17 protein-coding genes are annotated in these 18,775 nt (G+C 35.6%); 1 reads left to right on the top strand and 16 read right to left on the bottom strand.

Going from position 1 to position 18,775, the window contains the following annotated elements:
* Positions 1-196: 196 nt before the first annotated feature.
* The 4 genes from RCJ95_RS07850 to RCJ95_RS07835 are packed head-to-tail and all read right to left on the bottom strand — an operon-like array spanning position 197 to position 4,159.
* Positions 197-808 carry a response regulator transcription factor gene (locus RCJ95_RS07850; protein ID WP_225341057.1) on the bottom strand — a complete coding sequence of 204 codons (612 nt, stop codon included), beginning with the start codon at positions 806-808 and terminating at the stop codon, positions 197-199.
* Positions 792-3,080, bottom strand: coding sequence for a sensor histidine kinase (locus RCJ95_RS07845; protein WP_274770480.1), 2,289 nt, complete (start codon positions 3,078-3,080; stop codon positions 792-794). The genes RCJ95_RS07850 and RCJ95_RS07845 overlap by 17 nt, the downstream gene beginning before the upstream one ends.
* A 5-nt stretch (positions 3,081-3,085) precedes the next feature.
* The gene (gene comX, locus RCJ95_RS07840; protein ID WP_221681459.1) at positions 3,086-3,244 is read right to left on the bottom strand and encodes a competence pheromone ComX; all 159 of its coding nucleotides are present in this window, start codon (positions 3,242-3,244) and stop codon (positions 3,086-3,088) included.
* A gap of 12 nt (positions 3,245-3,256) precedes the next feature.
* Positions 3,257-4,159, bottom strand: coding sequence for a polyprenyl synthetase family protein (locus tag RCJ95_RS07835; protein ID WP_221681461.1), 903 nt, complete (start codon positions 4,157-4,159; stop codon positions 3,257-3,259).
* 339 nt (positions 4,160-4,498) lie between these two features.
* Between RCJ95_RS07835 and RCJ95_RS07830 the strand changes: the two genes are divergently transcribed.
* Entirely contained in the window at positions 4,499-5,044 is a 546-nt protein-coding gene (locus RCJ95_RS07830) for a hypothetical protein (RefSeq protein WP_221681462.1), read from the top strand.
* Positions 5,045-5,135: 91 nt separating this feature from the next.
* Here the strand turns inward: RCJ95_RS07830 and RCJ95_RS07825 are convergent, their stop codons facing one another.
* The 12 genes from RCJ95_RS07825 to putP form a co-directional block, all read right to left on the bottom strand.
* Positions 5,136-5,450 (bottom strand): antibiotic biosynthesis monooxygenase family protein, encoded by a 315-nt coding sequence (locus RCJ95_RS07825; RefSeq protein WP_221681464.1) that lies wholly within the window; start codon positions 5,448-5,450, stop codon positions 5,136-5,138.
* Between the two features lies 1 nt (position 5,451).
* Positions 5,452-6,477, bottom strand: a complete 1,026-nt coding sequence (locus RCJ95_RS07820; protein ID WP_221681468.1) for a siderophore ABC transporter substrate-binding protein — start codon at positions 6,475-6,477, stop codon at positions 5,452-5,454.
* Positions 6,478-6,541: 64 nt separating this feature from the next.
* Positions 6,542-7,303 carry an iron ABC transporter ATP-binding protein gene (locus RCJ95_RS07815; protein ID WP_221681470.1) on the bottom strand — a complete coding sequence of 254 codons (762 nt, stop codon included), beginning with the start codon at positions 7,301-7,303 and terminating at the stop codon, positions 6,542-6,544.
* The gene (locus RCJ95_RS07810) at positions 7,300-8,253 is read right to left on the bottom strand and encodes an iron chelate uptake ABC transporter family permease subunit (protein WP_004231949.1); all 954 of its coding nucleotides are present in this window, start codon (positions 8,251-8,253) and stop codon (positions 7,300-7,302) included. Before RCJ95_RS07810 ends, RCJ95_RS07815 begins: the two co-directional genes overlap by 4 nt.
* A complete protein-coding gene (locus RCJ95_RS07805) occupies positions 8,246-9,196 on the bottom strand; it encodes an ABC transporter permease (protein ID WP_004231947.1) in 951 nt (316 codons plus the stop codon). Before RCJ95_RS07805 ends, RCJ95_RS07810 begins: the two co-directional genes overlap by 8 nt.
* 284 nt (positions 9,197-9,480) lie before the next feature.
* On the bottom strand, positions 9,481-10,533 hold the full coding sequence (locus RCJ95_RS07800; protein ID WP_274770485.1) for a YkvI family membrane protein: 1,053 nt from the start codon (positions 10,531-10,533) through the stop codon (positions 9,481-9,483).
* Between the two features lie 50 nt (positions 10,534-10,583).
* The gene (gene menC, locus RCJ95_RS07795; protein ID WP_274770487.1) at positions 10,584-11,690 is read right to left on the bottom strand and encodes an o-succinylbenzoate synthase; all 1,107 of its coding nucleotides are present in this window, start codon (positions 11,688-11,690) and stop codon (positions 10,584-10,586) included.
* Between the two features lie 21 nt (positions 11,691-11,711).
* Positions 11,712-12,536: a GNAT family N-acetyltransferase gene (locus RCJ95_RS07790; RefSeq protein ID WP_221681483.1), complete on the bottom strand. Its 825-nt coding sequence runs from the start codon at positions 12,534-12,536 to the stop codon at positions 11,712-11,714.
* Positions 12,536-13,681 carry a M20 peptidase aminoacylase family protein gene (locus tag RCJ95_RS07785; protein ID WP_446722103.1) on the bottom strand — a complete coding sequence of 382 codons (1,146 nt, stop codon included), beginning with the start codon at positions 13,679-13,681 and terminating at the stop codon, positions 12,536-12,538. Before RCJ95_RS07785 ends, RCJ95_RS07790 begins: the two co-directional genes overlap by 1 nt.
* Before the next feature lie 205 nt (positions 13,682-13,886).
* Positions 13,887-15,374 (bottom strand): peptide MFS transporter, encoded by a 1,488-nt coding sequence (locus RCJ95_RS07780; protein ID WP_446722102.1) that lies wholly within the window; start codon positions 15,372-15,374, stop codon positions 13,887-13,889.
* Between the two features lie 399 nt (positions 15,375-15,773).
* Positions 15,774-17,060: a GTPase HflX gene (gene hflX, locus RCJ95_RS07775; RefSeq protein ID WP_257520687.1), complete on the bottom strand. Its 1,287-nt coding sequence runs from the start codon at positions 17,058-17,060 to the stop codon at positions 15,774-15,776.
* A gap of 132 nt (positions 17,061-17,192) precedes the next feature.
* Positions 17,193-18,680: a sodium/proline symporter PutP gene (gene putP / locus RCJ95_RS07770; protein WP_221681491.1), complete on the bottom strand. Its 1,488-nt coding sequence runs from the start codon at positions 18,678-18,680 to the stop codon at positions 17,193-17,195.
* Positions 18,681-18,775: the final 95 nt, after the last annotated feature.

The following is an 18,775-nucleotide window of genomic DNA, read 5'->3' as shown; positions in this document are numbered from 1 at the left end:
ATTCAGACAAATTTTTGGCGTGATTTGGCGGTTATAAAAAAACACCGCCACTTTTTTGGCGGTGTCTATCATATTTTATAGGCATTTTAGTATAGGGATATGGTTTTATTTTACTAAGGTAATATATAGGATATTTAATTCCCATAATGCTACCTATTAATTGAAAAATATACCAACAGTATAACATAGAAGTAGTTTAGAGTAAATTCATTCTCTCAGCAAGATTTACAGCTTCTGTTCGTGAATCTACATTTAACAAAGAAAAGAGTTGAGTTAAATATCTCTCCGTTGTACGTTGAGGAATATTTAATTCAATAGCGATAGCTTTATTTGTGTGCCCCTCTGCAATGAGTCTTAAAATTTTCTTTTCCTTTTCATTTAAGTGAATATCTTTAGCACCTTGCAGTTTAAATTTATCATCCAGAAAATCTAAGAAATTTTTAGGTAAAACAATTTCACCGTTTGCAATTGCCCTTACTGTTCTTAATATTTGCTCTTTCGAAGCTGTTTTAGCTAAAATGCCTTCTATTTTTCTTTCTAAAATGAGTGGATAATAATCCGTAATATCATCACCTGTGTAAAGAATAACTGAAGCATTTGACTGAATAGCCTTGATATTACGGGCTAGGTTAATTCCATTTTCTAATGGCATATTGATATCTATTAGATAGATATCGTACGGTTTATTCTTTATCCTTTGAATAACACAAGTTGCATCACTTTCCGTATCGATGATAATATCTTCATTCTCTTGAAATAAATTTTTAGTTCCCTCTAACACTATAGGGTGATCATCCACTATGAGCATCGTAATCAAGTGTTTCACTCCCTTCTTTCACCATGATTCTAATAAACATCCCTTCATTGATATTCGAGTCAATAGTAAATTGTCCGTTAAACGCTTTTACGCGCTCCTGCATGCCTTGAATGCCCATAGATTCTGCTACTATAATGTCCTCTACATTACAGCCTACACCATCATCTTTATAAATGATTTCGAAACCATCGTTCATTTCTTTTAAATGAATTTCAACTGATGCTGCATAGGAATGCTTTAACGCATTATTAAGTAGCTCTTGGAATAAACGATAAATCATTAAATTCATACGCTCATCCTCTAAATAAAGACGATCAATGGTGTAAATAAGAACGAAGTTAGCTCTTTCTTGAACTTTTCGAATCAATTTTTCTAATGCAGCATTTAAACCTAATGTATCTAGTAACGGCGGTTTTAGGTTTTCACAATAAGTACGTAATTCATGTAAGGATGCAACCATTTGTTTATGAATTTTTGCAAGCTTATCTTGAATATCCGTTGTATTTTTTGCATTTACTAGGACATCCACCTCGCGGGCTATATGAAGTTGCTCCTGTAAATTAGTGTCATGTAACTCTTGAGCTAACTGGTATTTTTCTTCTTCAAATCTTAGCCATAATAGTTTATTCAGCCACGGTAACTGACCGTCATCAGCTTGCTTCATATGCTTCAGTTCCTCTAGCAGCTCTTCCACCATCTTGGTATTCTCAATAAAATTGTTTACATATAATAAGAGCAGTTCAAGCCATAAAAGCTCCTCATCTTTTAAATGGATCGTATTATTATGCCCTAGCACTAACGCTCTTTTAAAATGTGCATCCTGATGGAGAAATGCTATATAAACTTTGTCAATTTTGCGTATTTCACCTAATCGGATTTCTTCCATTATGTCAGGATCTATCGTAATACTTTCACCAGCTATTGGTATAAATTCATTTTTGTCATAGTTATATGTTAAGACAAAAACATCCTCTAACTCCAGATGCATGGAAACCTCATAAGCAAACTTTTCTAAAAGTTCGTCAATTTTAATTGTTTTCCCAATTTTATCTACGGCTGTATATAGCTGATGAATATAGTCACCCTTTGTGGAAAATAATATTTTTCGCTTACGATAATCGACCTTCTCCTTTACGTAGAAAAGTATGACTAATGAAGAAAATGTAAAGAAAGATACCCCTGACATGACAGTCATGGTTAAATAACGCCCTGCAATAAAATATAGTCCCACTGTAAACCATACAGTAAAGATTAAAGAGAATATAACATAATAACGTAATCTTGTAATATGATACTCAATATCAAATAATCTCTCTGCTAATTGCGTAAAAATAAAGCTAAAGGGTATAAGCAATAAAAATAAGGAGCTTATCTCAGATGAAAGTATATACGTATGAAAAAAAATTTTAGGGAGTGCATATAAAAAAAGAAATGGTAGAAACGGTATTAATATACTATTTAATAAAATTTTCAACTGAGGTGAGCTGTACTTAAAATAGCTTATTAATAAAATACTAAGGATGATCACTAGGAGAATAAAGAAAATAGCCAATATAACATTGGAAAGAATATCATTTGAAGCAGGATAAATAGTACCCATACATCCTAATACAAAAGCTATGAAAGGAAGTATATAAAAGAGCTTGATATTATTTGTAAACACCCAATTTGTCTTCACAAATGAATAATAATTTCTCAAAAAATGTAATAGTATAACTAAACATAACAGCATACTACTTCGATTTACGATAATGCCAATCGTATCCATCCTACCAGAGACACCACTACTTACATAAGCCAAAGAAACCGTTAACATAAACAGAATTAGTAAGTCCGCTAATTTTGTATTCCTTTGTTTGAAATGTAAATAAAATGCAACAAATAATGTTAATAAATAATAACAAGCTGGAATGATTAATACATAAATGAATTGTTGAGGGATATCCAAATGCTTAATATGTATATTGATTAGATCTCCATCGGGCTTCAGTATTGTTATTTCATTAGCAGATAAAATTTTAGATTTATATCTTAGTTGATTTAATTCATTGATGGGTTCATGATCTACAGTTAAAATTGCATCACCAACAGAAATATTTTGACCCTCTGCCCAGTCTTTATAATAAAGTTGAGAAATGACCCATTTGTCATTCTCTTCTTCTACCCCAATCTGAATATAAGGCTCGCTATAATTCACATAATTTAAATAAAAACCAATAATTAAATAGAGAATTATAGCGGGCCAAAACAACTTACTTCGCAACTTTCTTAGTTCCAAATATCACTTTCTGTATTCATTTCACCGTTAAACGCTTCTAAAATTGCTGTTTGCTCTACAGATGAAACTCCAACTAATGAGGCTTTTTGTTCTTTTAATAGTGCAACTAGGCTTGGATTTTGCTCTAAATATTGGATTACATTAATCATTTTTATCTCTCCTCATTTCAATAGTTTTTGTAGGTATTCTCTACCTACCTGATTTATAGCTACATTTTCAAGGAAATTCAATGCTTTAAATTTATAGACGTTTTTTATGGTAATGGCATAACGTATCGCCCCACCATTTGTCAACGCGTCTTCTGTTGCATTATTATCCAAATCTGTAACTATATCATCATTATAATAGCTAGAAACAGATTTTGAAACATCATTTTTCTGTGATAAAAGATAAATAATAGGCAGAGAATACCTTTTATTTAGTAGATCATTTTTCGGCCCCCACACCTTTAAGCTTTGAATATCATTTTTAATTTGTTGGATGATCCCTATGTATTTCCCATATTCCTCTACTTCTTGAGATATTACTCCTTTTGCAAGTACTTCGCCAACCAAGCAACCCATTGCTGTTAATGATCCGGATTTCAAGGTAATCATTTTTACATAGGAATCTTCATCGCGACAACTATTTAGTAAGTCTAATTGCTGTCCATTTATACTTTTTAATGCGTATTCATTAACTATCTTTATAGCTGCTCTTTTATGTTCAAAAGAGGTTTCTTCTATTGTTTTAGACGCCATGATCAGCATAGCTAAAGCAACGTTTAATGATAATTCAGGTGTTTTGTTCCAACTATAGTCTGAATCTTTATCCTGCAGATCATCAATAATATCAAAAGACAATATTAGAAGTTCAATTGCAGCAGCTACCTTGTAGATATCTTGATTTATACTACTTGAAAATGCTTCATAATGCCAAAAACACATTTTACCAAAGGAAAAACCTACTGTTGTTTTTTCTTCTTTAAAGCTTTTTAGCATTAATTTTAGCTCAGTTCCAAGTAGTAGCTCATTTTCTATAAGGATGTCTAATGATTCATTGATGTGTACATCTAAATCCTTCAATAGTCCTCTCCCCTATCTAGTGTATTACTAGATATTATATAGATTAGTGGGAAATAATACTAGTGACACAATTATATAATACATTAAATACCATTAATTCCTTTATAAAGAGAAAGACCGCCAAAAAATGGCGTTATTCATGCATACCACGCCAGATTTTTGCTAATTATTACTAAAAAAATGGCGGTAGAGAACCAAGTACCGCCATTAAAGTGGCGTAAACTTACCATTGAAATGGCGCTCTAACAGATGTTACGCTTAGATTAGCAATAAAATATATTTATAAAGTCAGGATAGATTGATGAACATGAAATCTTTTTGTACTGGGAGTGACTTAAAATGAATGAAACTGTTTTCATACTTACGGCTACTTTTTCATGTAATATCTCTGTCTCAGCTGAAGAAATTACAATTAAACAGCCTAGTAATGATCAACGACGAATTGAACAAATCATAATTCAATCTGAAGTAAAAGCCTATCAAGATACACTGGCTGCATATAAAAATATTTCACCCTATTCAAAGTATATTAGTGATATTCCTGGATTTGAGGATACATTTCAACAAAAACGAGATTATTATATTGAGCAATATGGCATTATTAGAATATCAAACGAAAGTATTTCTACTATGTCATTAGTCAATCCTTTCACTTTTGGTTTAAATATAGATTCCCCTATAGTATATGTAACGCCACATGACACAATTATTAATGCAAGAGGGCTAGCAATGGCGGCCAATGCATCTAATAATAACAATCATTCAGATAGTTTGGATGAACTTTGTAATACAAGTATCTCAGGCTTATCCATTAATGAGAACACAATATCCTTTAATATGGATTCGACATTTAGTAAATGGCGAAAACCAACTATTAAACATTAACTCATCTATCAGCTAAGCAGGTCACAATGATTGTGACCTGCTTTTTGTGTAATAAAAAGGTGTCTCAATCCCTTGAGACACCTTTAGATGATTAACCTTTTACATAATAAACTTCTTGTCCGCTTTCAATGATATGATCAGGCTTTGGCTTACCTGCGCTTGCCTTATGACCAGCAATATGCTCAGGGCTCTTCTCCCAATTCTTCCATGCTTCTTCTGATTCCCAACGAACCATCACTAGCACTTCCTCATCACCACGGCGAACTTTCTTAACAAGTACCTGTTTATCAATGAAACCAGGTTGTTGTTCAAGTAATGATGGTCCGTTTGGATTAGCACCAAAACGTTCCACCACTTTATCCGAATGCCCTTCCGTCACAACGATACGTTTAATTTGTACAAACATATTAGTTAAACGCCTTTAATACATCTTCAGCTTTTTGTGTTTCTGACTGTAAACCGCCACCTGAAAGGTACCAAATTTCTGGATCTAGGTAGAATACTTTACCGTTTTTCACAGCGTTTGTTGCACTTACGATTTCGTTTTCAATTGCAGCTTTTGTACCTGATTCACCGTTTTCATTTACAACAGCGTCACGGTCAATGACGAATAAGATATCTGGGTTTTTCTCACGTACGAATTCAAAGCTTGCATTATCACCATGTGATTCGATTTTGAAACCACTAGCTTCAGCTACAGCTTTTACACCATATACATCATGAATCACACCGAAACGTGAACCAGGACCGAATACTGATAATGAACCTTCACTACCTAAAACGATTAACGCTTTTTCTTCTGTTGCAGTAGCTTTAGCTTTTACTTCTTCTACTTTTGCTTCATATGCAGCAATTGCATCTGCAGCTTCTTTTTCTTTACCAAAGATTTTGCCAGCTAATTCTGTATTAGTTTTGAATGACTCTAAGAAGTTAGTATTATCTACACCAATGTATACTGTAGGAGCAATTTTAGATAATTCAGCATAAGCTGCTGAAGCACGACCAGAGATGAAAATAATATCTGGGTTAATTTCAGATAATTTTTCATAATCAGGCTCGAACAATGTACCTGCGTTTACATAAGTGCTATCTTTAAACTTGCTTAAATATGCTGGTAAGGAGTCTTGTACCACTGCTGTAGGATTAACGCCTAAAGCATCTAATGTATCTAGGAAACCATTATCAAAAACGACAACTTTTTCTGGCATTTTATCAAGTGTTACCTCTTCAAATGTTGTACTACCGTCACGACCTTCAACTGTGCTACCTGGAATTGTTAGTGGATATACCGATGATTCTCCATTTTTTTCTTCAGCTGGTTTGTCAGTTGAAGTACCTTTATCATCTTCTTTTGCTTCATCTTTCGAACCGCAAGCAGCTAATACTAATAACATCATTGCCATTAGTACTGTAAGTAATTTCCATTTTTTCATTGTGAAATTTCTCCTTTAATTAATATATTTGATAGTTAGACGGTTTATCCATCTGAAACTATTTTTACGAATTAAAATAAACACAAATTCGACAGCCATCCTGCTCTTGAACAGGAATATCCATATCATAAATTTCCTTCAATGCATGTGAGTTAATAATGTCATTTGTAGGACCATTTTTAACAACACGGCCATCTTTTAATGCAACAATATGGTCAGAGTAAACAGAAGCAAAATTAATATCGTGTAAAACGATAACCACTGTTTTGCCTAACTCATCAACCAACTTACGTAAAATCTTCATAATCTGGACAGAATGCTTCATATCTAAATTATTTAATGGTTCGTCCAGTAAGATATATTCAGTATCTTGGGCAATAACCATTGCGATAAATGCTCGCTGACGCTGACCACCTGAAAGCTCATCTAAATAATTATGTTGCATATCTTCTAAATTCATATAGCGAATAGCTTCGTCCACTTTTTCTTCGTCATCAGGTTTTAAGTGTCCTTTTGAGTAAGGGAAACGGCCAAAAGATACAAGCTCACGAATCGTAAGACGAACATTCATAAAGTTTGATTGCTTTAAAATCGATACACGTTTAGCAAAATCATCCGATTTCCAGCTACGTACATCTGCCTTATCGAGTAGTACTTCGCCAGTATCTGCATTCAGTAAACGACTCACCATAGAAAGTAGCGTGGACTTCCCTGCACCATTCGGTCCAATAAACGATGTGATTTTTCCTGAAACAATATCAACACTTACATCTTGAACGACAGGTTTTTTACCAAAAAACTTTGTAATTTCTTTGACTTGTATCATCCTGCTGACCTACTTTCTCTTAATAATAAGTAGATGAAGTATACCCCACCCACAAAGTTAATAATGACACTAAGTGTAGTAGTGAAACTAAATAAACGCTCAACCATCCACTGTCCACCGACTAAAGCTACAACACTCATTACACAGGAGCCAGTAATTAAGATGGAATGCTTGTATGTTCTAAAATACTGATATGATAAATTTGCAACGATTAAACCAAAGAACGTGATCGGACCAACAAGCGCTGTCGAAACAGCAATCAAAATTGAAGCTAAAATTAACATGCGTTGTACAAGCTTATCGTAAGGTACACCTAAATTTATAGCTGTGTCTCGTCCTAGAGACATGACGTCTAATTGATTCATATGACGAGCACCGTAGATAAACGTTATTAAAATGATAACGCCTGCTAGCCAAACTAAATCTGAATTAACATTATTGAAACTTGCAAACATTTTACTTTGTAAGCCTAAAAACTCATTCGGATCTATTAATACTTGGAAGAACGTAGTGATACTTCCTAAAAACGTACCAACAATCATTCCAACAAGCAGTAAAAAATAAATCGGTCGCTTTCCTTCTTTAAATAATACTCGGTAGAAAATTAAAGCGAATAAAATCATCGCCCCTATTGCAAGCGTAAAATTATAGTAGATATTAATAACTAATATGGATGTAGAGCCAAAGAAGAAGTAAATGCATGTTTGAATTAACATATACAAAGCATCTAAACCCATGACACTTGGTGTTAAAATACGATTATGTGTAATTGTTTGGAAAACTACTGTTGAATAGGCAATTGCTATACCCGTTAATGCCATTGCCACAACCTTTATGACACGGCGTGGAAAAGCATAGTGATAATTACCATTGAGTTCCCAAAATAAATATAGGACAACTGCTATAACAGCGAGACCTAGTAAAATGAACATTTTTGTACGATTACGCATATGCTCTCCCCCTAAACAACATGAATAGGAAGATGGCACTTCCAATTACACCAACAGTCATACTTATTGGTATTTCATAAGGGAATATCAGTACTCGTCCTAAAATATCACAGAATAATAAGAATGACATACCAAGTAATGCTGTGTGCGGCAAGGTTTTTGCCAAATTATCACCTTTAAACAGGGAAATAATGTTCGGAATAATCAAACCAAGGAATGGAATGATACCGACTGTTAACACCACTGTCGTGGAGATAAGAGCTACCAACACCAAGCCTAAATTGACTACAAATTTATAGGATAGACCAAGATTTTTTGCAAAATCCTCTCCCATCCCAGCTACTGTAAAACGATTTGCGTAAATGTAAGCTAAAATGAGTATTGGTACACTTACGTATAACAGTTCGTAACGGCCTTTCATGATTAATGAGAAATCTCCTTGTAACCATGCAGAAATGTTTTGGATAATATTCGCCTTATAGGCAAAGAATGTTGTAACAGAGGACAAAATATTCCCAAACATTAAGCCAATAAGCGGTATAAAAATCGCATCTTTAAACTTAATTCGGTTTAATATTTGCATAAATAGTAATGTGCCGGCTAAAGCAAATATGAAAGCGAAGGAAATTTTTTGGAAATACGTAACGTTCGTAAAGAACATCATGGAAATCAATACACCTAACCGTGTGGCATCTAATGTACCAGCTGTTGTTGGTGAAACGAATTTATTCCTACTTAAGCTTTGCATAATTAAACCAGCAATACTCATACCTGCACCTGCCAGCAAGATTGCAACAAGTCTAGGTACACGACTAATTAAAAATAGTCTAGCTTCTTCTGATTGGAAGTCTAATAGGTCGCTAGGCTTAATATCTACTACTCCGATAAAGAGCGACACTATAGACAGCACAACAGTTGCTGTTAAAAGATATCTTATTTTCATAGTAATCCCCGGTAGATTTCATTTTTGTGTGTAACTCACTTATTAGTGAAAATGATTATCATTACTCACGATTTCCATTATAAGCATGATTTTATTCTCAGTCAACCAGCAAATGAGAATTATTCTCGTTTTATTAATGATTAACGAAAAAATATGCCAAATTAACGAAATATCAGCATTACCATAAATCAATCAACAGAAATAATTCACTATTTCTACAATATTTTTATCCAAATAAAAAGGTAATTGAGAATGAAATCTATTCCTCAATTACCATTTTTATATTAGATAATATTTTTTGTGCCTCTTAACCATGCAGAAATAATGAATATGATTAATACTAACCCTACATAGCCCATGACCGCGTATAATTTAGCTACTAGCGTTGTGAATCCTACAAGGCTTGCTAGAAAACCGAGACCACCTATAAATATGACTGCAACCCTAAAGCTTGCTCCGCTTGGCTCGAAAAACCTTACCATAAAGGAATATAGCATCCCTACTGCCGTATTATAAATCATTCCCAAAAGAGAAATAGTCATTAATACTCCAACAATCGGATGAATTTCATTCGCTAACGCTAGCATTGGAATGTCTAGTCCAACAATGATATTCATCTTTGCTAAAAGGGAGAAATTCACAAGCAAGATTAAAGCACCTAACAAAATCCCACCAATTATACCACCCATTCCAGCTACCTTATGATTGCGTATGGATCCACACATAACAGTCAATAAAGAGAAGCTAACCCCTACATTGAACGACATGTACAATAAAGCCGTTACCCACCAACTTTTCTTACTTATTTGAGCCTGTTGAGCAATAACTGCTTGCTCTGCAAAGGTAAAATCCATCGTGGCAATAGCATAGATAGCGATGATGGACACAACTGTTAGTAGATACGGTGTGGCAAGTGCTATGATATTGATGATACTCTTCACATCCATCATGACTGTGGCTACTGTAAGTAAGATCATACAAATACTCCCTAACCAACTAGGCAGTCCAAACATTTGCTGAAATGTTGCACCAGCCCCAGCAAACATGATGACAGCTACACCAAATAAAAAGAGTGATAGAACTAAATCCAAGACAAAGCCCATAGTATTCCCTGAAATTTGATAAATCAAATCCTTATGGGACGATGTACGAAGCCTAGAGCTCACTTGAGCAACACACATTCCAACAATTGAGAAACCAACCATAGCTAACAATGCTCCATATATTCCTTTAAAGCCATAGCTTGTAAAATAAAGGACAATTTCCTGCCCTGATGCAAATCCTGCTCCAACGATAATCCCCACATAGGCACCACCGATTTGCAAGCTTTTTTTCAAACAGTTCTCTCCTCGTTTTCCATATACTAAATGATCGACTAAGTACTGCGTTATTGATAGATTTCTTTGCTAATTGTTAATTTATCAATCACAGCCATATTAGGCTTAAAACCAATACCTACCGACTGGGGTACCTCAATATAGCCATCTTTGACTTTTACTTCAGGATCAATAATATCCTCGTACCAATAATGACTAGAACCTGCTGTATCGCCAGGTAAAATAAATTGACTAAGAGATGTTAAGGCAACATTATGTGCTCGTCCAATCCCTGCCTCTAACATACCACCACACCAAACTGGAATATGGTTTGCTTTACATAAGTCATGGATTCGTTTCGCTTCCGTTAAACCACCTACTCGTCCAATCTTGATGTTGATGACACCACAGCTTCCAAGTTCAATTGCTCGTCTGGCATCCTCATATGATGAGATGCTTTCATCTAAGCAAATAGGCGTTTTTAACTTTTTCTGTAATGCTGCATGATCGACAATATCATCAGTAGCTAATGGTTGTTCAATCATTAATAAATTAAAGTTATCAAGCTGCTGTAGTATTCCTATATCCTCTAATGTATAAGCAGAGTTTGCATCTACCATCAAGGGTAAATTTGGCAGTTCCGCACGAATTGCCTGTACTACCTCTACATCCTCTCCAGGCTTTATCTTAATCTTCACCCTTTTGTAGCCTTTTTCAATATGACCTTTTATTAATGCTATTAACTGAGCGATAGAGGGTTGAATACCCACACTGACTCCTACTTCAATACGTTGTTTTTGACCACCTAACGCCTGTGCAAGTGATTGCTTTGTTTGCTGAGCATAGATATCCCATACAGCACCCTCAATTGAAGCTTTCGCCATGCAGTTTCGCCGAATAGGTGCAAATAATGAGGTTACCTCATCTGGATGCCCAATCTCTTTATGTAACAAGATGGGTATCAAAAAATCTTGTAGCATATGCCATGTTGTCTTTAATGTTTCTTCTGTATACCATGGTGCTACAAAAGCAACAGTTTCTCCCCACCCCGTGGTCCCTGATTCATCTTTTGCTTCTATTAGTAACATTTCCTTTTCATCAATTGTGCCAAAACTTGTAGTAAATGGTGCTTTCATAGGCATTTTTAAATGCCTTAATGTAATCTTTTCTAATCTCACATTGTTCACTCCCTATCATTATTATAAAGCTAATAAGGAGCGTCTGACTAACAGATAGCTATGAACATATTGTGGATGTTTCTTCATGCGTACGATGGCATAATCTTGGTTAAATAATGTTGTTAAGATAGTACGAATTTTATAACGCCAGTCCTCTGCAAGTTTTGGACTTTCCACTTTCATTTTCTGTAGAGATTGAGGGATCGGTAAAAGATAGGCATCTTTATAAAAGGATTGTTTTAACTGAAATGTATTTTCTATATCTAGAACAGGTAATCCGTCAACTGTTAATGTCCAAGGTACAATTTCCTGTGCTACTTCTTCTAATTCATCAAGGCTATCTGCCATTTGATCACGCTCGATCCACCATTCAACGACCAATCTATCTGAAGGTAGTCCTTCATTAAAGTCATCTCGAAGCGGACCATAATAATCATTTTCATATTGATAACTAGTAGCGTTCAATTTTAGAAATGCTAGATTCGCTAAACGCGCCTCTAATGGTTCAATTAACCAGCGGACAAGTTGAAAACCATGCTCTTTTGCATATTCTTGTTGGGCATGCTTCAATAATTCACCCACACCTTGTTCACGATATGCTTTTTCTACACCAATCATGTGCGAATGTAAGTACATTTCTCTACTCTGATAACCAACGAAGCAATAGTTAAAGCCAATTAGCTTTTCATCTAAATATGCTCCTAATACGATTCCCCCATTTTGTACAGCAGCTAGTAATTGATGGGAGGGGATTGCTTGGCTGCCCCATATTTCACCATTTAATTTTTGGATCTCTGCAATTTCTTCTGGTGTCGTTACTTTGTGAATTCGCACTTGCTCTAACATTACGCTGACGCCTCCTTTTTATGCCCTGACTCCAAAGCTAATAAAACTGCTCTTGTAAGTATCTCCACTCCCGTGACAAGTCTTGCTTGTTTAAATTTCATTTTCGGATGATGCAATCCTGGTGTTAATCCACAACCCAAGCCCAGCATGGTTGTTTTTAAATGCGGCCGTTGTACAGCATAATGGTGAAAATCCTCTCCTCCAGGTGTATGAACAGGCTTTCTTAAATTTGATAATCCAGCGGCCTGTATAATTGCCTGCTCCATCAAATATTGAGCACTTGTATCAACTTCAGCAGCTACGATATTGGCCACCGTACGTAATTCAATTTGTACCTTATGCAACAATTTAGATGAATCGATCACACGCTTTACGCCTTGTGCTAAATCGTCCATCACCTTGTTTTGCTGTGCACGAATATCAATTGTAAATGAGGCATTACCTGGGATAATATTGCCCGAATCTCCCCCAGCATGGAATTTCGTCATCTTAACAGATACAGGAACCATAGGATCTGTATGAATGGTTCGCAAATCTTCGATGATTGTTGCACCTACTTCAATGGCATTAATACCAAGGTGCGGCCTTGCAGCATGAGCATCCTCTCCGATAATTTCGCCTTCAAGTAAACGAGAGGCACCATGATATAAGGCTGCACAATAAGTGCCGTCCTCTAACTCATGAACAGGTCTTACATGGACACCAAATAAATAATCTAGGTCATCAATAACACCTTCTTCTAATACAGATAACGCTCCAGTTCCTTTTTCTTCAGCAGGTTGGAAAATAACGCGTATTGTACCATTAATAGATTGCTGTAATTCTTTTAAAAGTAATAGTGTACCAATGGCCATCGTCATATGACCGTCATGTCCACATGAATGATTCGCTCGGAAATGACCATCTACTTCTTGCCATAAGGCATCTATATCTGTTCTTAGTCCTACTTTGGGGTTACCGGTGCCTACATCAACATATAATCCTGTCGAATTTTTAAATCGTATAGGGGAAAAGCCTTCCTGCTTTAATAGCTCCACGATATAATTGGTGGTTTCTATTTCATGCCAGCTGATTTCTGGATTTGCATGTAAATACGTAAAAATCTCCATTAATCTTGGCCTCAAATAATCTAACTCTTCCTTCATAGATTCCAACCCCTTAAATTTTCTTATTATTAAAATTATTATAACGAAAATGATAATTTTCTACATAGAAACTTATACCCACATTCAACAAAATAACTACTTACGATAATATATTTCGCTCTCAGCTTCATAGATAGACTTTTATTTAGATAGCAAAAAAAGATGCAAGTACAGTTTTTTTAATAACTGTACTTGCATCTTTCATTTAATTAATACCCTTCATCGCCTTGGAAATAATTGGTGAAAGCACCAATATAATAATACCAACTACAATAGATAAGGTACCTAAGAAACCAAAGTATGTGAATTCGCTTACAACTTCATAGACCTTAACTAATTGCGCATTAATTGCTTGTGCTGCTGCACTTGTTAAAAACCATAAAGACATCGTTTGCGCTGCGAATGCCTGTGGTGCCAATTTCGTTGTGGCTGATAGACCAACTGGTGATAATAATAACTCACCAACAACCACTAAGAAGAATGACAATACTAACCATAAAGGACTCACTAATGTATCTCCACCAGACAGATGTGCTGGAACCATCATCACTAAGAATGACAGACCCGCAAAGAACAATGCATATGAGAACTTACGTGGTGTTGTCGGCTGCTTGTCTCCCCATTTAAGCCATAGCATCGCAAATAATGGTGCCATCGTAATAACAAATAATGGGTTCAATGACTGGAACCAAGAAGATTGAAGCTGAATACCGCCAAAACTTAGCTGTGTACGCTCATCTGCATAAGTCGCTAAAATGGTTGCTCCTTGTTCTTGAATAGCCCAGAACATTACAGCTGATAAAAATAAAGGAATATAAGCAAGTAGACGAGACTTTTCATCCTTCGTTGTTTTTTTACTGCGATACATATAAATAAAGAATGCAGTTGGAATTAATACACCTAGAGCTGTGATGATTAAACTAAATACATTCATTGTTAAAGTACCAGATTTAATACCGATAGCACCCAAGATGATAATAAGTAAAGCTGCAACTCCGAATTGTGTAAAGACTTTTTTACGTTCTTCAGGCTTTAATGGGTTGTTTACTTGTAAGCCTGCTAAGCCTAAATATTTTTTCTCTGTTAATTTATAAACAATTAAACCAATAAACATACCTAGACCCGCTAAACCAAAGCCAAGGTGGAAGCTATATTTTTGTCCAATTGTTCCGACAATAAAAGGTGCAATAAATGCTCCCATATTAATACCCATATAGAAAATAGAAAACCCTGCATCACGGCGGCTATCTGTTTCAGCATAAATGTCCCCAACAATACTTGAAACGTTTGGTTTTAATAAACCAGTACCCATAACGATAAATGCCATGGAAGCAAATAACATGCTTACACCACCAGGCAATGCTAGCAGTAAGTGACCAATCATAATTAACACGCCACCATAAAAAATGGTTTTTCGTGTTCCTAAAACCCGGTCGGCAATCCAGCCACCTATAATACCAGACATATAAACAAGTGAGCCGTAGATGGCCATAATAGAGTTCGCTGTTCCGCGGTCTAGACCTAAGCCCCCGTCATGTAATTCGTAATACATAAAGAAGATGAGAATTGCTCGCATACCATAGTACGAGAAACGTTCCCAAAATTCTGTGAAAAACAAAGTAAAGAGCCCTTTAGGGTGTCCAACAAAGCCATTTTGAGGGACAGATTTTACAACTTCATCTTTACTAGACATACAATACCCTCTCCCAATAAAAAATTATTCTACAAAAACACAACTACCCTAATATAAGGATAAAAAAACTTTATTTCATCATACTAAAGCGTTTTAAAAACTTTAGCAAGAGTTTTAAAAAATGTTGAAAATTTGTCATTTTTCTATAAATTCTGATTGATTATTAGGTAAATTATTAAATCCTTTGATATATCTAAGTTTTCTCACACTTTATGCCTAAAAGATTTTTAAATCTATAATGAATTATTCTAAAATATCTAAAATTCAGATTCCTTACTTTACTTGAAAATTAATACAATTTCCCGAGTACAGTTTTACCTTTGTTCTAGATTCTACTATTCCCTCTAATCACAAAAAGCATGCCAAAAATCTTTTGGCATGCTTTGAGAAGTACATTTTTTAATTAATAACATAGTGCTGATACTTTGCGTAATCTGCTGCTTTTACTTCAAGAGACAATAATGTCCCACCCTCTTCATAGGCTGTATTAAAAACAGAGGCATTCTCATTTAAATAAGAAACAACGTTCCCATGATCATAAGGTATTAACATGTCACACGTTACATAGTGCGAGAAGATGTGTTGACGAATTAGCTGTACTAATTCTTCTAATCCATCCCCCTGCTTTGCTGAAATCCAAATATTATCTCCACTTACCACAGGATATGGAACATCCGCTATATCTGCTTTATTGTATACATAGATTGTAGGAATGTCCTCAACACCAACTGCTTTTAGTGTTTCATTCGTCACATCCATCATAAATCCGTGCTCAGTATTAGAAACATCCACCACATGGAGTAAAAGATCCGCATCTCTGGCCTCTTCCAAAGTGGAGCGAAATGCCTTCACTAAATGGTGAGGTAATTTACTAACAAAGCCTACAGTGTCTGTCAGTAAAAAAGTCTTCTTATCAGGTAGTTCAATCTGACGAACAGAAGTTTCAAGGGTAGCAAAAAGCATATCCTTCTCAAAGACTTGCTTATGCTCTTCTTGTCCTATTTGTGTAAGAAGTTGATTCATAATCGTTGATTTCCCAGCATTTGTATAGCCAACAATCGATACAACCGGAAGAGCATTTTTACGACGCTGTTTACGCTGCGTTTCTCTCTGTTCCTTAACGTGCTCTAAATCCTTTTTAATTTTAGCAATTTGATCTTCAATTTTTCGTCGATCCAATTCCAGCTTTGTCTCACCCGCACCACGGTTTTTAAAGCCTCCCCCAGTACCTCCACCCTGACGGCTTAAAGAGGCATGCAAACCCACTAAACGAGGTAGCATATATTGAAGCTGTGCTAATTCCACCTGCATTTGGGCTTCACGTGTTTTTGCGCGCCTTCCAAAAATATCTAAAATAAGCATTGTTCGATCTATGACCTTCGTTGCTAAATCACGCTCTAAATTACGGATTTGCGAAGGAGACAGTTCATCATTAAAAATAACGAGGTTTGCTTGTGCTTCTTCATAAAAATTTTTGATTTCTTCTATTTTACCTGTACCCACATAATGGGAAGGTGTCACACGTTCCAAATTTTGCGTGACAGTCCCCACTACTTCTACATGCAAGGCCTCAGCTAAATTTTGTAACTCTTCCATAGAATAATCAAAGTGCTTATCATTTCGTAAATTTACGCCAACTAGTATGGCCTTTTCAATTAATACATCAACTTCCTTAATTCTATCCATTAGAAACCTCCCACCAAAGCTTGGTGTCGCTACGACAAATTTTCTTCATCTTACCATAATAGACCCTTTTTCGTATTTGAAGATCATCGTTAACTTTTTTAAAAATGCGCCTCATGGAGAGGCGCATCACAACTATTTTCTTTCTTCTTTTAGTAGGGCTTCTGAGCGTGTGAACTCTTCTTCAATTTCTTTATTTGGTTTATATGTCAGCATACTGACAACAACCGCAACAATTAAACAAACAATGAAGCCAGGAACAATTTCGTACAACGCACTTGATAAAGCATCTACTTTACCCCAAATAAACGCAGTTGCAGCCCCTGTTACCATTCCGCTAAGTGCTCCGTAATTCGTTAGCTTTCTCCAATATAAAGAAAGTAAAATAACAGGTCCGAAGGCTGCACCAAATCCTGCCCAAGCAAAGCCAACTAAGCTTAAGATAGAACTATCTGGATTCCACGCTAGGATTGCTGCAATAATTGCAACAACTAATACAGCCATACGCCCAACAAAAACGTAATGCTTATCGTCTGCTGTTTTATTAAATAATGCTTTATAAATATCCTCTACAAGCGCCGAAGAAGTTACAATTAATTGAGAAGAAATTGTACTCATAACAGCTGCTAAAATTGCCGCCAGCATAATACCTGCTATAAATGGATGGAATAAAATCTGTCCAAGTACAATAAATACAGTTTCAGCGTCTTTTAGCTCACCCGCATTTTGCTGATAATAAGCTACACCCACCAAGGCAGTTCCAATAGCTCCAAATAAACTTAACATCATCCAGCCAATACCAATGCGTCGTGCTTGCTTCGTTTCTTTAACGGAACTAATCGCCATAAAGCGGACGATAATATGAGGCTGTCCAAAATAGCCTAGTCCCCAAGCAACTGAAGAAATGATCCCTGCTGCTGTCGCAGTGGCTGGTAATAAATTTAGAAGATCTGGATCAACAGATTTTATAGACGAAATAGTTTCCCCTATGCCACCTGTTACAAACAAGCCAAATATTGGTACCATAATAAGTGCTAAAAACATAATAAGACCTTGTAAGAAGTCTGTATAACTTACCGCTAAAAATCCGCCAAAAAGAGTGTATGCTACAACTACAGCTGACACAATTAATAAGCCTGTATGGTATTCATAACCAAAAGAACTATCGAAAAACTTGCCCCCTGCTACCATTCCTGACGATACATAAAATGTAAAGAATATGAGGATGATGATACCTGAAGCAATCCTAATAAGCTTTGTATGATCACGTAATCGATTATCCAAATAACTTGGAATAGTAATGGAATCATTTGTAACCTGTGTATATACCCGTAAACGCGGTGCCACAAGTAGCCAGTTTAGGTAAGCTCCTATTGTTAATCCAATTGCAATCCAAGCCTCCACAAGACCTGATAAAAATATCGCACCTGGTAAGCCCATTAGGAGCCAGCCAGACATATCCGCAGCACCCGCACTTAGCGCAGTAACCGCAGGACCTAAGGAACGACCGCCAAGCATATAATCTGTTAAATTCGATGTTTTAACAAATGCATACCAGCCAATTGCTAGCATGGCGATCATATAAATAATAATCGCTAATAATTGATACATGTTATCCGACATATTTTCTCCTCCTTATTAATCCTTAGTATCACCAATTCAAAAAGAATTACTGTATTTAAGATACCACGAATATACTATTCCACCTATAAATACTC

Source organism: Lysinibacillus sp. BSL11 (assembly GCF_052928325.1).
The sequence above is the reverse complement of the archived record's forward strand: the minus strand, read 5'-3'. Positions and strand labels throughout refer to the sequence as shown.

Excerpts from the sequence above, each read along its gene's own strand:
- RCJ95_RS07850 (WP_225341057.1), bottom strand. The coding sequence starts at position 808 with ATGCTCATAGTGGATGATCACCCTATAGTGTTAGAGGGAACTAAAAAT.
- comX (WP_221681459.1), bottom strand. The coding sequence starts at position 3,244 with ATGATTAATGTAATCCAATATTTAGAGCAAAATCCAAGCCTAGTTGCA.
- RCJ95_RS07830 (WP_221681462.1), top strand. The coding sequence starts at position 4,499 with ATGAATGAAACTGTTTTCATACTTACGGCTACTTTTTCATGTAATATC.
- RCJ95_RS07825 (WP_221681464.1), bottom strand. The coding sequence starts at position 5,450 with ATGTTTGTACAAATTAAACGTATCGTTGTGACGGAAGGGCATTCGGAT.
- RCJ95_RS07820 (WP_221681468.1), bottom strand. The coding sequence starts at position 6,477 with ATGAAAAAATGGAAATTACTTACAGTACTAATGGCAATGATGTTATTA.
- RCJ95_RS07815 (WP_221681470.1), bottom strand. The coding sequence starts at position 7,303 with ATGATACAAGTCAAAGAAATTACAAAGTTTTTTGGTAAAAAACCTGTC.
- RCJ95_RS07810 (WP_004231949.1), bottom strand. The coding sequence starts at position 8,253 with ATGCGTAATCGTACAAAAATGTTCATTTTACTAGGTCTCGCTGTTATA.
- RCJ95_RS07805 (WP_004231947.1), bottom strand. The coding sequence starts at position 9,196 with ATGAAAATAAGATATCTTTTAACAGCAACTGTTGTGCTGTCTATAGTG.
- RCJ95_RS07790 (WP_221681483.1), bottom strand. The coding sequence starts at position 12,536 with ATGTTAGAGCAAGTGCGAATTCACAAAGTAACGACACCAGAAGAAATT.
- RCJ95_RS07785 (WP_446722103.1), bottom strand. The coding sequence starts at position 13,681 with ATGAAGGAAGAGTTAGATTATTTGAGGCCAAGATTAATGGAGATTTTT.
- RCJ95_RS07780 (WP_446722102.1), bottom strand. The coding sequence starts at position 15,374 with ATGTCTAGTAAAGATGAAGTTGTAAAATCTGTCCCTCAAAATGGCTTT.
- hflX (WP_257520687.1), bottom strand. The coding sequence starts at position 17,060 with ATGGATAGAATTAAGGAAGTTGATGTATTAATTGAAAAGGCCATACTA.
- putP (WP_221681491.1), bottom strand. The coding sequence starts at position 18,680 with ATGTCGGATAACATGTATCAATTATTAGCGATTATTATTTATATGATC.